Source organism: Thermoanaerobacter wiegelii Rt8.B1 (genome assembly GCF_000147695.2).
Taxonomy (GTDB): domain Bacteria; phylum Bacillota; class Thermoanaerobacteria; order Thermoanaerobacterales; family Thermoanaerobacteraceae; genus Thermoanaerobacter; species Thermoanaerobacter ethanolicus.
This window is the reverse complement of record NC_015958.1, coordinates 2,610,816-2,624,517: the sequence shown is the minus strand read 5'-3', so window position 1 is coordinate 2,624,517 and position 13,702 is coordinate 2,610,816. Positions and strand designations below refer to the sequence as shown.

Genomic DNA, 13,702 nt, shown 5'->3' with positions numbered 1-13,702 from the left:
GAAATGGAGATAAAAGATGTGCTTAATGAAAAAATGATGGTTTTTGATTTGAAGGCGAAAACAAAAGAAGAAGTGCTGGAAGAGTTGGTGAAAATTTTAAAAGAAAATGATGTAGTAGATGATGAAAAAGGTTTTTTAGAGGTTGTTAAGAAAAGAGAAGAGGAATTTTCTACAGGAATAGGCTATGGTGTAGCAATACCTCATGGCAAGAGTAGCCTTGTAAAAAAGCCTTCAATCGTGTTTGGCAAATCCAAAAATGGGATTGATTATAACTCAATGGATGGCAAACCTGCCCATTTATTTTTCTTAATTGCTGTGCCAGACAACTCTGATGAGTTACATCTTAAAGTTTTGGCTGAGCTTTCAAGGTCTTTGATGCATAAGGAGGTGAGAGAGGAATTAGAAAAAGCTTCGACACCTGAGGAAGTCATAAACGCTTTTAAAAAGTAATTTTTAAAGAGAGGGGATTAGCTATGAAAAAGGTAGTTGCTGTTACAGCCTGTCCTACAGGTATTGCCCATACCTATATGGCGGCGGAAAATCTTCAGATGGCAGCTAAAGAGATGGGAGTAGATATAAAGGTAGAGACGCAAGGGTCAATAGGAGCAGAAAACCAGCTTACTGAGGAAGATATAAAGGCTGCGGATGCTGTAATAATAGCGGCAGCGACAAAAGTTGATAAATCAAGATTTGTAGGAAAACCTGTACTTGAAGTACCAGTTGAAGATGCTATAAAGGATGCGAAAGGATTAATTGAAAAAGCTCTTAAAATGGAGAAGCCAAAGGACTATGTAGAAAAAGTAGAAGAGATTCATAAAGAAAGGTCAGCTCAAAGAACAGGCGCATACAAACACCTTATGACAGGTGTTTCTTACATGATACCTTTTGTAGTCGCAGGTGGTATTTTAATTGCACTTTCCTTCTTCTGGGGTTATAAGGCTTTTGAAGTAGAAGGAACTCTTCCATGGGCTTTGATGAAAATTGGTGGTGGTTCAGCTTTTGCACTCATGGTTCCGATACTTTCAGGTTATATAGCATTTTCTATAGCAGATAGACCCGGCCTTGTACCCGGTATGGTAGGTGGTATGCTGGCAGTATCAACAGGTGCAGGATTTTTAGGCGGTATCATTTCAGGATTTTTGGCAGGATATACGATAGTTTATCTGAAAAGGTTAATAAAGCTTCCTAAAACATTAGAAGGTTTAATGCCAATACTCATATTGCCTGTATTATCGACTTTAATAGTAGGACTTTTAATGATATATGTAATTGGTTCTCCAATGAAATCCATAATGACATCTCTTACCAATTGGCTTACTGGAATGAGTTCTACAAATGCAGTGATTTTTGGAGCAATATTAGGGCTTATGATGGCTTTTGATATGGGTGGTCCTGTAAACAAGACAGCTTATACTTTTGCAACTGGACTTTTGGCGTCAAATGTATTTGCACCGATGGCAGCAGTAATGGCTGCAGGAATGACTCCTCCACTTGGACTTGCTCTTGCAACTGTACTTTTCAAGAATAGATTTACAAAGGAAGAGATAGAAGCAGGTAAAGCAGCATGGGTTTTGGGAGCTTCCTTTATAACAGAAGGTGCTATACCATTTGCGGCAGCAGATCCTTTCAGGGTAATACCTTCAATAATGGTAGGCTCTGCTGTGACAGGTGCTCTTTCAATGCTCTTCCACTTAGAACTTCGAGCTCCGCATGGAGGAATATTTGTAATACCTATAGCTGTGTCAAATCCACTTCTTTACATTGGTGTAATAGCAGTAGGAACTGTTGTTACTGCTCTTATGATAGCTGTGCTTAAAAAGAAAGTTGATTAAAACTTAAAGGGGTAAGTTTTGTACTTGCCCCTTTAAGTTTTTATTCTATATCTATTCTTCTTCCCTTGGGTTTACTTGGATGTAATTTTGGCATTGTGATTTTCAATATGCCGTTTTCAAATTTAGCGGTGGTTTTTTCAGGGTCTACTTCCGCAGGTAGTTCTATTCTTCTGGCAAAACTTCCGTAATATCTTTCTCTCATGTAATAATTTTTATCTTCTCTTTCTTCATCCACTGAGGTTTGTTCTTTTATTTCCAATATGTTGTCATAAACATTTATTTCAATGTCTTTTTTGTCAACACCAGGCAGTTCAGCGGTTGCTACTATTTCTGTTTCAGATTCGGTGATGTCTACTCTTGGCCGAGAAAATAGACCTGAAAAAGATGGAAAGTTAACGTCTAAAATACTTGGCAGATTTTTGAGATTGATGTCAAATGGCCAATCCCACCAATCACGTCCTCGTCTCATTAGACTCATTTACATCACCTCCATATTTTTCTATTATTTATTATATCACATTAATTGAAATTTTCAATTATTAGGTTTCACAAAATCCTCACATTTAATTCTTACTTTTTTATTCTTTTTATGTTAAAATCTATAAGGGTGAAATTGACGATGTAAAAAAGGAAGTGGTTGGATGCGGCCAGATGAAAAAGATGTAAGTAAATTGTACTTTTTTGTCATGTTACTTCTCATAACAGTGGGATATCTGGTGCAAAAGGCTTCTTTATATATAGGTATACTAATCACAGAATTTTTTCTTGTTTTACTGCCTGTTATTCTTTACCTTCTTTTTAAAAGATATGATGTAAAATATGTTTTAAGGTTAAATCCTATAAAGGGCGATCAAGTTTTTTTAGTGATAATAATAGCTGCTTTGGGTTGGATAGTATCGGGCTTTTTTGCACTTTTAACAAATTACTTTCTATCTAAAGTGGGTAAAATTCCCGTTATGCCAATACCTGCAGCTCAAAATATGAGTGAGATTTTTTTGCAAATTCTAATATTTGGAGCTGTGGCTGCCTGCTGTGAAGAGATATTTATGCGGGGACTTGTTATGAGAAGTTTTGAAATGAGGGGTTCTATAAAGAGTGTTTTTATAACCGCTATATTCTTTGCAATGCTTCATTTAAATGTACAAAATTTTTTAAGTATACTTTTTCTCGGCAGTTTATTAGGATATGTAGTGTATAGAACTAATTCCATATATGGAGGAATGATAGGACATTTTACAAATAACACTATTTCTGTATTGTTATCCTATTTTATAGCACAACAAAACTTAGGAAAAGCAACTTCATTACAACAGGTAGATATTCCATTTATTGTTGTCATTGGTTATGGGATTTTTGCATTATTTGCTGCTATTCTTTTGCATGTGCTATTAAGATATTTGAAGAAAGTAACTGACCCATATGTTATCCGCGGTACTACAAAGTTAAAAGAAGACTTACATATTTTCTTGCATTGGCCTGTACTTTTATCAGTGTTAGTATTTTTGTATAGAATTACTGAACAGATATTAAAAATAGCTGGGGTTATATAAAGAATCCTTAAAAAAGATGAAAACTGTTGACGTAAATAAAAGAATAGGATAGAATAATAAATAGAAGAAATGCAATCGGTTTCATTTTAAAGGTGGTGATATACATGAATGTAACGATTAAAGATGTGGCAAAGAAGGCAAATGTTGCTCCTTCTACTGTATCGAGGGTTATTGCTGATAATCCGCGTATAAGTAAAGAGACAAAAGAAAGAGTTTGGAAGGCGATGGAGGAATTGGGGTATTATCCAAATGCCATTGCCAGAAGCCTTGCAAGTAAAGTGACAAATACATTAGGGCTTATAATGCCTCGCTCCACAGAAGAAGCTTTTTCAAATCCTTTTTTCCCCGAAGTTATGAGGGGCATAAGTGTTGTTGCTCACAGGGAAAAATATGATTTGCTTTTGTCGACATCTGGAAATCAAGAAGAGGAAAAAGAAGCGGTTATAAATATGGTAAAAGGCAGACGAGTAGATGGAATAATTCTTTTGTCTTCTCGTACAACCGATGAGCTTATACCTTGGTTAAGAGATGAGAAATTTCCTTTCGTTGTTATAGGCAAGCCTTTAGATGCCAAGGGTGTGTATTGGGTTGATAATGATAATATAGGGGCTTCTAAGCTTGCTACTAATTACCTTATTAAACATGGGCATAGAGAAATTGCTTTTATAAGTGGTTCATTGGAATATGTAGTGAGTTTAGATAGGTTAGATGGTTATAAACTTGCCCTTGAAGAAAATGGAATACCTTTTAAGAGAGAGTTGGCGGAACAAGACGAGTTTTCAGAAGACGGTGGATACAGGGCGATGATGAGAATATTAGAAAGAGAAAAACCTACTGCAGTTGTGGTTACTGATGATGTTATGGCATTTGGTGTGATAAGGGCTGCAATAGATAAAGGATATAGAGTTCCTGAGGATATATCAATAGTAGGGTTTAACAACATTCCTTTGTCGGCCTTTGCAAATCCTCCCCTTACTACAATAGATATTTCTACCTTTGATTTAGGGATTAAGTCTGCAGAACTTTTGATTGCAAGGTTAAAGCAAAAGGATGTAGACATAGACCACATCATTGTACCTGTAAAGCTTGTGGAGAGGAAATCTTGTGTTGCAAGATAAAAAGCTGTAGGGCTTATATTCCTACAGCTTTTTCATGGCCTTTTAAAAACATTTCTCCTACTTCATAGATATTTCCTGCTCCAACTGTTAATACTAAATCGCCTGCTTTTGCATTTTTGTTTAAATACTCCACTATAGAGTCAAAGTCTTTTAAGTACAAAGCATCCTTACCTCTTTGAGAGATTAGTTCCACTAAATCTTTAGAAGAAACAATTCCTGTGTCTTTTTCTCTTGCGGCGTATATGTCAGCTATTATTATTTTATCTGCATTGTCAAAGGACTCTGCAAAATCATTAAGCAAAGATTTAGTTCTTGAGTAAGTATGTGGCTGGAATATACAAATAATTCTTTTATGAGGATAATTTTTTGCTGCTTCTAAAGTTGCTTTAATTTCAGCAGGGTGATGAGCATAGTCATCCACAATTGTTATGCCGTCAACTATTCCTTTTATTTCGAATCTTCTATGAGTGCCTTTGAATTCAGTTAAATAATGAGAAGCTTTTTTTATGTCAATTCCTACAAGGTGACTTACTGCCAAAGCAGCTAAGGCGTTGTAAATATTGTGTTTTCCGGGTATTGATAATTTAAAATTGCCCATATATTCCTCTTTATAATAAACGTCAAAAATTGCACAGCCTTTGTCATCAAAACTTATGTTTTTTGCTTTCCAATCACTATCTTGGTAAATACCATAGGTCACAATGTTTTTATTTAACCCATTTACAACATACATGGTGTTTGCATCATCTTTGCATGCTACCACAAATCCATCTGGTGGAACTAAATTAGCAAATTGCCTAAAAGACTGTTTTATGTTGTCAATATTTTTGAAGTAATCTAAGTGGTCTGAATCGACATTTAGTATAACAGCTATGTAAGGATAAAACTTTAGAAAACTATCTGTATATTCACAAGCTTCTGTGACAAAATATTCACTGTTTCCAACTCTCACATTTCCTCCTAATACATCCACTTCTCCTCCTACTAAAACTGTTGGGTCAAATCCCATACCATCGAGTATTACAGATATTAAAGAAGTAGTAGTTGTCTTTCCATGACTTCCAGAAACAGCAATGCCGTATTTGTATTTTTTCATAATGAGACCTAAAAGGGTAGCTCTATCTATAATAGGTATATTTAATTCCTTAGCTTTTTGATATTCAGGATTATCTTCATGGATAGCAGCTGTATACACTACTAAATCAGCACCTATGATACTATTTTCGTTGTGAGGTATTGTTATAACTGCTCCTTCTTGTCTTAACCTTTCGATTATATGAGAATTTTTTATATCTGAGCCTGTTACTATATGACCGTTATTTAAAAGTATATGAGCTAAACCGCTCATACTTATACCGCCAATTCCTATAAAATGCACTCTTTTAAAGTTTTCAAGATTTATATCCATAGTTTACGCCCCTCTCAGTTCCTATTGTTATTATTGCCTTTTCATGGTTAAAATATGATTAAAGCTTGTCAAAAGCAACTATATTTATAAAAAAATTATATCACATGTTGCACAAAAGTGAACTTTTAAATATAATTTTGGTATAAAAGTTTGTATGTGTGGAGGTTATTTTTTATGGATAAGTACAAACGGTATGAACGATTGGCAGCAATCGTTAAGATATTTAGTGAAAATCCTAATACACTAATAAATTTGGAGTATTTTATGAATTTTTTTGGTATAGCTAAATCTACTGCCTCGGAAGATATCGATATTTTAAAAAGTGTAATAGAAAAATTTAATTTTGGTAAATTAATTACGCTGCCTGGAGCTGGTGGTGGAGTAAAATACATTCCTATAGCTAATATTAAAAGTTATTTGCCTTTTGTACAAGAAATAAAGGAAAAATTAAAGGACCCGTCGAGAATAATTCCTGGAGGTTTTCTGTATACTGCCGATTTGATTTATTCTCCCAATATCGTAACAAAAATTGGCGAAATTTTAGTGTTTCCTTTTTTGGATAAAAATGTTGATGCGATTGTAACTGTGGAGACAAAGGGTATACCTATTGCCTTGATGTGCGCTAAAGCTTTGAATGTTCCCCTTGTAATAATTAGAAAAGATAGCAGAGTTACAGAAGGTTCTTTTGTTTCTATTAATTATATTTCTGGGTCTCAAAGACACATACGTTCTATGTCTTTGGCTAGAAGGTCTTTGCAAAAAGGTTCTAGAGTATTGTTGATAGATGACTTTATGAAAGCAGGCGGAACGATTAGAGGTATGATGGAACTTATGGAGGAATTTGATGCTGAAGTAGTTGGTGCAGGAGTTATGATTTCGACGGAAAAACCGGAGAATAAGCTGGTGGATAATTACATTTCGGTTTTTGTGTTAAAAAATATGGAGGAGGAGAAAAATATAATTGATATTGAAATAAGTGACTGGATATTGAAGGGGTAAAGAGAGTAAAAATTTTTTAAAAATTTTTCGGAATTTTAGTTTTTCCTGAAGGAAATTTTGATTTTATGGCGAATATTTATTAGTGTAAGAGAGTTTGCAAATGCTAACTTAGGGTTTAACTTCAGGAAGGTGGTGAGCTTATGGAAATTACAGACGTAAGGGTGAGAAAACTTAATGAGGAAGGCAAAATGAAGGCTGTAGTTTCTGTAACCTTTGACAATGAATTTGTGGTTCACGACATAAAGGTTATAGAGGGCCAAAATGGGTTGTTTATTGCTATGCCAAGTCGAAAGACTCCCGAAGGGGAGTTTAAAGATATTGCTCACCCTATAAATTCAGACACAAGAAATAGATTACAAAGCGCTATTTTAAAAGAATATGAAAAAGCAAAAGAACAAGAAGCTGCACATAAGGAATAAAAAGGAGCTGGTCTCCTTTTTATTTTTTTTGTTGAACTTTATTGCAATTATAGTTAAAATAGTATAGGGTATGAAAATTAAATTTAGTATAGAGGGTGTGGAAAATTGGAAGGGCTAGTGACGCTTATTTTAGCAGCGGGGCTTGGAAAAAGGATGAAATCTAAGCATCCAAAGGTGGTTCATAAAGTCTGTGGTAAACCGATGATAGAATGGGTAGTAGATGCGGTAGAAGAGATAGGCAGTAAAGAAGTAATTGTAGTAGTCGGCCACAAAGCAGAAGAGGTAAAGGAAGTTTTAAAAGAAAGAGTCAAGTATGCTTATCAAGAAGTGCAGTTAGGCACAGGTCATGCTGTGATGATGGCAGAAGACTTACTCCCTGAGGAAGGCAATGTGCTGATTTTGACAGGAGATACACCTCTTATTACCTCCAATACCTTAAAAGAATTAATAAATTTTCATATTAAAGAGCGCAACAGTGTTACAATTTTGTCTTCAGTATTAGAGGACCCTACAGGTTATGGGAGGATAATAAGGGATGGAAGTGGAAACGTTATAAAGATTGTGGAAGATAAAGATGCATCGGAAGAAGAAAAAAGCATCCATGAGATAAATTCTGCCATGTACGTTATGGATATAGCCAAACTAAAAAAAGCGCTAAGAATGATAACAAATAATAACGCACAGGGTGAATATTATCTGACGGATGCTGTGGAAATTATAAAAGATATGGATGGAAAAATTGGCGCTTTTACTGTACCTTCAGAGGAGATAACGGGAGTAAATTCAAGGGTGCAGCTTTTTGAAGCAGAGAAAATAATGAGAAAGCGGATTAATTATCGTCATATGGAAAACGGAGTAACAATAGTGGACCCTGATACCACTTATATAGGAGCTGAAGTGGAGATTGGAGCTGATACTGTAGTATTGCCTGGTTGTGTTATAGAAGGGAAAACGAAAATAGGAAGTGATTGTGAGATAGGGCCTAATTGTAGGATTGTAGATTCGGAAATCGGAGATGGATGTAGTGTTACGTATTCGGTAATACTCTCTTCAAAAATAGAAAATAATGTTAAAATAGGACCTTTTGCCCACATAAGACCAGAAACTGTGATACAGAGTAATGTCAAAATAGGGGACTTTGTAGAGATAAAGAAGTCAATAATTGATGAAGGAAGTAAAGTTCCTCATCTTACGTATGTGGGAGACGCGGAAGTTGGTAAAAATGTAAATATGGGATGTGGCTCTATTACAGTTAATTATGATGGTAAACAAAAGCACAAGACAGTGATAGGAGATAATGTTTTCGTGGGGTGTAATGTAAATCTTGTAGCGCCAGTAAAGATTGGAAATAATGCTTATATTGCTGCTGGTTCAACTATAACAGAGGATGTTCCTGAAGGAGCACTTGCCATAGCCAGAAGTAGGCAAACTAATAAAGAGGGCTGGGTACAGGAAAGAATAAAAAAAGGGAGGCTTTAAATTAAATGGCGAGATATACTAATTCTCTAAAAATTTTTTCAGGAAATTCAAATCCTAAGTTAGCCAGTGAAATAGCAGAGCACCTTGGACTTAAACTTTGCGATTCAGAAGTAGGGACTTTTAGTGATGGTGAGATTAGTGTAAGGATTGGAGAAAGTGTAAGGGGTGCAAGCGTTTTTGTAATACAGTCAACTTGTGCACCTGTAAATAACAACTTAATGGAATTATTGATAATGATTGATGCTTTTAAAAGGGCGTCTGCAGCTGAAATTAATGCAGTTATACCTTACTATGGTTATGCAAGACAAGACAGAAAAGCAAAGGCGAGAGACCCAATTACTGCAAAGCTTGTAGCTGACCTTATAACTGCAGCAGGAGCTCATAGAGTTGTTACTATGGACCTCCATGCTCCTCAAATACAAGGCTATTTTAACATTCCTGTTGACCATTTGTTAGGAGGACCTATTCTTGCGAAATATTTTATTGACAAAGAATTGGGAGACGACGTAGTAGTTGTTTCTCCTGACCATGGCAGTGTGACAAGAGCGAGGTATTTTGCAGAAAAATTGAATGCTCCTCTTGCTATTATTGACAAAAGAAGACCAAAAGCCAATGTAGCAGAGATAATGAATATAATAGGTGATGTAAGAGGGAAAAAGGTTATTTTGGTAGATGACCTTATTGATACCGCTGGTACTTTAGTACAAGGGGCGGAGGCTCTTCTTAACAGTGGTGCTACTGAAGTTTATGCTTGCGCGACCCACGGAGTGCTGTCAGGTCCTGCGATTGAAAGGTTAAAAGAATCACCAATAAAAGAATTAGTTATAACCGATACAATCCCTCTTCCCGAAGAGAAAAAAATTGACAAAATTAAAGTGAGGTCTGTCGCTCCTTTATTTGCAGAAGCAATTTTGAGAATCCACGAAGGCATGTCTGTAAGCAAATTGTTTGTGTAGGCACTTTATGTGCCTTTTTTATATTTTGTTTTAAATTTTATGATATAATTTAAACAAGGAAACTTGAAGTAGAGGGTGGTTTTGTGGGAGAGAATGAAAAAATTTATGTGGTGGATGATGATAAAAATATATGTGAAATAGTTTCTTTGTACCTTGAAAAAGAAGGTTTTGATGTAGAGCAGATATACGATGGGCAAACCGCACTAAAGAAAATACAAGAAAAACCTCCAAAGCTCGTCATACTTGACATAATGTTGCCAGGAATTGATGGTATAGCTCTTTGCAGAGAAGTCAGAAAATTCTCAAAAGTACCTATAATAATGCTTACCGCAAAAGGGGATACACTTGATAAGGTATTGGCTTTAGAGATTGGCGCTGATGACTACATCGTAAAGCCCTTTGACGGGAAAGAATTAGTAGCAAGAGTTAAAGCGGTTTTAAGAAGATATGAACCGGAAAGTGATGAAAAACAGGCTGTTTCTTATCCAGACCTTTATGTAAGTTTGAGCGAATATAAAGTTGTTTATAAAGGGCAAAATGTGGATTTAACTCCCAAAGAGTTAGAACTTTTATATTTTTTATGTACACATCCCAACAGGGTTTTCACGAGAGACCAGCTATTAGAAAATGTATGGGGTTACGATTATATGGGAGATAGTCGTACAGTAGATGTTCATATAAAGCGGCTTAGAGAGAAAATGGGAGATGGTCCCAATTGGAAACTTACCACCGTATGGGGTGTAGGCTATAAATTTGAGGTGAACTAAATTTGAGCAAAAATAGACTCTTTAAAAAACTTTTTATAAGCAATATAATTATCATCCTTATTACTTTGTCTATCCTTTCAGGGATGTTTTATCTGATGTTTCAAAACTATTATTTTGCCGATAAAGAAAAAATAATGTTGGAAGAGGCTCAAGAAATAAATGCAATTTTAAATGAATTTGCGGTAGGTGACATAAACATAGATAAATGGAATCAAGAATTAAATGTTGTTACTAGGTTGATTAATGCTACTGTATGGATCGTAGATAAAGAAGGGCTAATTTACAGTCAATCACAGCAGCAGGGCAAAGCGTGGACAGGAGTAAGCCTCAGTAAAGAAGAAATAAAAAGCATTTTAGATGGACAATCTGTTGTAAAAAAAGGATATTTTGGTGGTAAATTTAATCAGCCTGTTTTGACAGTAGGAGTGCCTCTTGTTATAAATGGCCGTATTGAAGGGGCTATATTTATGCATGCACCTTTGACAGAAATGAATAAAACCATTATAAACATTTTTATTTTAATGCTTTTATCTGGAGGAGTAGCTCTTATAATAGGTTTTGTGCTCATTTCTTATACTTCCAGTAAAATATCTCAGCCTCTTAAAGAAATGAGCTTGGCTGTTCAGCAGGTAGCGAAGGGGAATTTTTCAGCAAGGGTGCAACATAAAGAAGAAGATGAAATAGGGGATTTAGCTAAATCCTTTAATGTTATGGCAAAAGAATTAGAACAATTAGAAGATATGAGAAAAGATTTTGTGGCAAATGTTTCCCATGAATTGAGGTCTCCATTGACCTCTATACAAGGATATATAGATGGGATATTAGATGGTACTATTCCAAAGGAAAAAGCTTGCGATTATCTTAAAATAGTGCAAAAAGAAACAAGGAGGATGTCTCGACTCATAAATGATTTCCTTGAAATGACTAAACTTGAGTCAGGGCAATTCCCACTTAATAAGACTGAATTTGATATTAATGAACTTATAAGACTGGCCGTTATAAAGTTTGAAAAAAGGATAGTGGAAAAAGATCTAACTGTTAAAGTCGATTTTGAAGAAGACAGAAGAATAGTTATAGCTGATAAAGATAAGATAGAACAAGTTTTGACAAATCTTATAGACAATGCAATAAAATTTTCTAAAGAAAAGGGTATAATTCATATTTTTACTGAAATAAAAGATGACAAGGCATTTATTACTATAAAAGATAATGGAATAGGTATTTCTCCAGAAGACCAAGAGCATATATGGGATAGATTTTATAAAGCGGACAAATCGAGAGGGAAAGATGGAGCAGGCCTTGGACTTTATATAGTAAAGCGCATTATAAATGCTCATAATGAGGAGATATGGGTAGAAAGTGAACTCGGTAAAGGTACAGCATTTACTTTTACTTTACCGATGAAAAAATTTTAAAAAATCACAATAAAATATTTACACTTTGTTAACACTTTATTCATAAATAAAGGATATAATGATACTTGAGAGCGACAAATGCCTCTCCTTGACCTCCCTTATCATAGCGGTCCAAGTGAATACTTGGGCCGCACATTTATTTATAAAAAACAGTGCAAAAAATTTTTTAATAAAAACTACTTAAAATCTTTACATCATGTTCATAATTTGTTAATAAAAAGGGGTTATAATTAAAAGCAAGAAAAAACAAAAGGAGTGAGTGATTATGGATTACGGAAAAGACTTTGAAGATAAAATTGAAAAAAATGATCCGGAGAATGTAGTTCCTCCAGAAGAAAATGAAAAAGAAGAGCTATATCAAACAGAAGAATTAAATAGCGAAATATTAAAGGCAGAGGAACAAAAGCAAGAGGAATTGGAAACTACTGCACCAATTCCTAAAGTGGAATTTAGAAACAACAAAAAGAGTCTTGGGAAGATGGTAAAAAGATTTAGAAGGAAGATGGTAGCATCTTTTATTGCAGTAGCGCTAGTGGCAGCTTTAATTGGCGGAGGAGTTACAGGTGCTGTGATGAAATACTATGGAACCCAAAATGATGCATCAGCCCAGGTTGTTACAAGATATTTGCCTCTAGATGCTACTTCATCAGACGAAAGCGGTATTTTAAATTTGATACCTAACATATACAAAATTGTCAGCCCAGCTGTTGTAGAAATTGATACAAACGTTGCTTATACAAATGGCTATAGAACAGAATATGTCCCTAAAGGCAGTGGCTCTGGTTTTATAATAAGTTCGGATGGATATATTGTCACAAATAACCATGTAATTGACGGAGCATCAAAAATCACAGTAAAACTTTTAGATGGAAGAAGTGCTGATGCAAAACTTGTAGGAAAAGATGATAGAACAGACCTCGCAGTACTTAAAATAAACCTTCCTAATTTACCCGTTGTAAAACTGGGAGACTCTTCAAAACTCCAACCTGGGGAATTGGCAATTGCTATAGGCAATCCTCTTGGAGATTCCTTTGCAGGTACAGTCACAGCGGGTATAATAAGCGGACTTAACAGAAACCTCCAAAGTGATTATGGGCCTGTCAAACTCATACAAACAGATGCAGCTATAAATCCTGGCAACAGCGGCGGACCTCTTGTGAACAGTAAAGCAGAAGTTATAGGTATAACAAGTGTTAAGCTCACTTCAATAGGACCAAGTATTCAAGATCCTTTTGGAATGTTCCAGAGCCAAGGAACCCCTGTTGAGGGTATGGGTTTTGCAATTCCAATAAACGAAGCAAAACCTATAATTGACCAGATAATAAAACACGGCTATGTAGAAAGGCCTATGATGGGAATAGGTGCTCAAACTATTACACAACAAGATGCAGCCCGATATAATTTGCCTGTAGGAGTGTATGTAGTTCAAGTTCAGCCAAATAGTGGAGCAGAAAAAGCTGGTATCCAACCAGGAGATGTGATAATAAAGGCTGATGGCAAAAACATTACTTCCTTTGAGGATTTGCAAAGCATAATAAATAACCACAAAGTTGGAGATGTAATAAATGTAACAGTTTGGAGAAATGGCAAAACATTTACAGTTCCTGTAAAATTGCAAAGCAGCGCAAACTTCCAATAAATGAAATAAAGGCCTCCCTCTCATATAAGATTACCGGCAAGCTACAACTTGTCGGTAATCTTTTGTAGATGCTATAGCTTTTTTTTGTTTAATTATGTATAATTAATTTGATAAGGAAGG

13 protein-coding genes are annotated in these 13,702 nt (G+C 35.3%); 11 read left to right on the top strand and 2 right to left on the bottom strand.

All coding sequences use genetic code 11. From position 1 onward, the window contains the following. Window positions 1-3: 3 nt before the first annotated feature. Together THEWI_RS12890 and THEWI_RS12885 are read left to right on the top strand one after the other, a co-directional pair. The gene (locus THEWI_RS12890; protein WP_041589264.1) at window positions 4-450 is read left to right on the top strand and encodes a PTS sugar transporter subunit IIA; all 447 of its coding nucleotides are present in this window, start codon (window positions 4-6) and stop codon (window positions 448-450) included. A 23-nt stretch (window positions 451-473) separates the two neighbouring features. Beyond that, entirely contained in the window at window positions 474-1,832 is a 1,359-nt protein-coding gene (locus tag THEWI_RS12885; protein WP_014063699.1) for a PTS fructose transporter subunit IIC, read from the top strand. Window positions 1,833-1,872: 40 nt separating this feature from the next. Here the strand turns inward: THEWI_RS12885 and THEWI_RS12880 are convergent, their stop codons facing one another. Next, on the bottom strand, window positions 1,873-2,310 hold the full coding sequence (locus tag THEWI_RS12880; RefSeq protein ID WP_014063698.1) for an Hsp20/alpha crystallin family protein: 438 nt from the start codon (window positions 2,308-2,310) through the stop codon (window positions 1,873-1,875). A gap of 163 nt (window positions 2,311-2,473) precedes the next feature. Here THEWI_RS12880 and THEWI_RS12875 point away from each other — a divergent pair, with 163 nt between their 5' ends. Both THEWI_RS12875 and THEWI_RS12870 read left to right on the top strand, forming a co-directional pair. After that, a complete protein-coding gene (locus THEWI_RS12875; RefSeq protein WP_014063697.1) occupies window positions 2,474-3,382 on the top strand; it encodes a CPBP family intramembrane glutamic endopeptidase in 909 nt (302 codons plus the stop codon). 104 nt (window positions 3,383-3,486) lie between these two features. Then, window positions 3,487-4,500: a LacI family DNA-binding transcriptional regulator gene (locus THEWI_RS12870; RefSeq protein ID WP_014063696.1), complete on the top strand. Its 1,014-nt coding sequence runs from the start codon at window positions 3,487-3,489 to the stop codon at window positions 4,498-4,500. Window positions 4,501-4,513: 13 nt separating this feature from the next. Here the strand turns inward: THEWI_RS12870 and murC are convergent, their stop codons facing one another. Continuing rightward, on the bottom strand, window positions 4,514-5,908 hold the full coding sequence (murC, locus tag THEWI_RS12865) for a UDP-N-acetylmuramate--L-alanine ligase (RefSeq protein ID WP_014063695.1): 1,395 nt from the start codon (window positions 5,906-5,908) through the stop codon (window positions 4,514-4,516). A 174-nt stretch (window positions 5,909-6,082) separates the two neighbouring features. Between murC and purR the strand changes: the two genes are divergently transcribed. From purR to THEWI_RS12830, 7 genes are all read left to right on the top strand, one after another. Then, window positions 6,083-6,907 (top strand): pur operon repressor, encoded by an 825-nt coding sequence (gene purR, locus THEWI_RS12860; protein WP_014063694.1) that lies wholly within the window; start codon window positions 6,083-6,085, stop codon window positions 6,905-6,907. 140 nt (window positions 6,908-7,047) lie between these two features. Then, window positions 7,048-7,326 carry a septation regulator SpoVG gene (gene spoVG, locus THEWI_RS12855; protein WP_004399029.1) on the top strand — a complete coding sequence of 93 codons (279 nt, stop codon included), beginning with the start codon at window positions 7,048-7,050 and terminating at the stop codon, window positions 7,324-7,326. A 105-nt stretch (window positions 7,327-7,431) separates the two neighbouring features. Next, window positions 7,432-8,805: a bifunctional UDP-N-acetylglucosamine diphosphorylase/glucosamine-1-phosphate N-acetyltransferase GlmU gene (gene glmU, locus THEWI_RS12850; RefSeq protein ID WP_014063693.1), complete on the top strand. Its 1,374-nt coding sequence runs from the start codon at window positions 7,432-7,434 to the stop codon at window positions 8,803-8,805. Between the two features lie 5 nt (window positions 8,806-8,810). Beyond that, on the top strand, window positions 8,811-9,761 hold the full coding sequence (locus THEWI_RS12845; protein WP_014063692.1) for a ribose-phosphate diphosphokinase: 951 nt from the start codon (window positions 8,811-8,813) through the stop codon (window positions 9,759-9,761). An 83-nt stretch (window positions 9,762-9,844) separates the two neighbouring features. Next, a complete protein-coding gene (locus tag THEWI_RS12840) occupies window positions 9,845-10,528 on the top strand; it encodes a response regulator transcription factor (RefSeq protein ID WP_004399019.1) in 684 nt (227 codons plus the stop codon). A 2-nt stretch (window positions 10,529-10,530) separates the two neighbouring features. After that, entirely contained in the window at window positions 10,531-11,943 is a 1,413-nt protein-coding gene (locus tag THEWI_RS12835; RefSeq protein ID WP_003870439.1) for a sensor histidine kinase, read from the top strand. Window positions 11,944-12,208: 265 nt separating this feature from the next. Next, window positions 12,209-13,582, top strand: a complete 1,374-nt coding sequence (locus tag THEWI_RS12830) for a S1C family serine protease (RefSeq protein WP_003870438.1) — start codon at window positions 12,209-12,211, stop codon at window positions 13,580-13,582. Window positions 13,583-13,702: the final 120 nt, after the last annotated feature.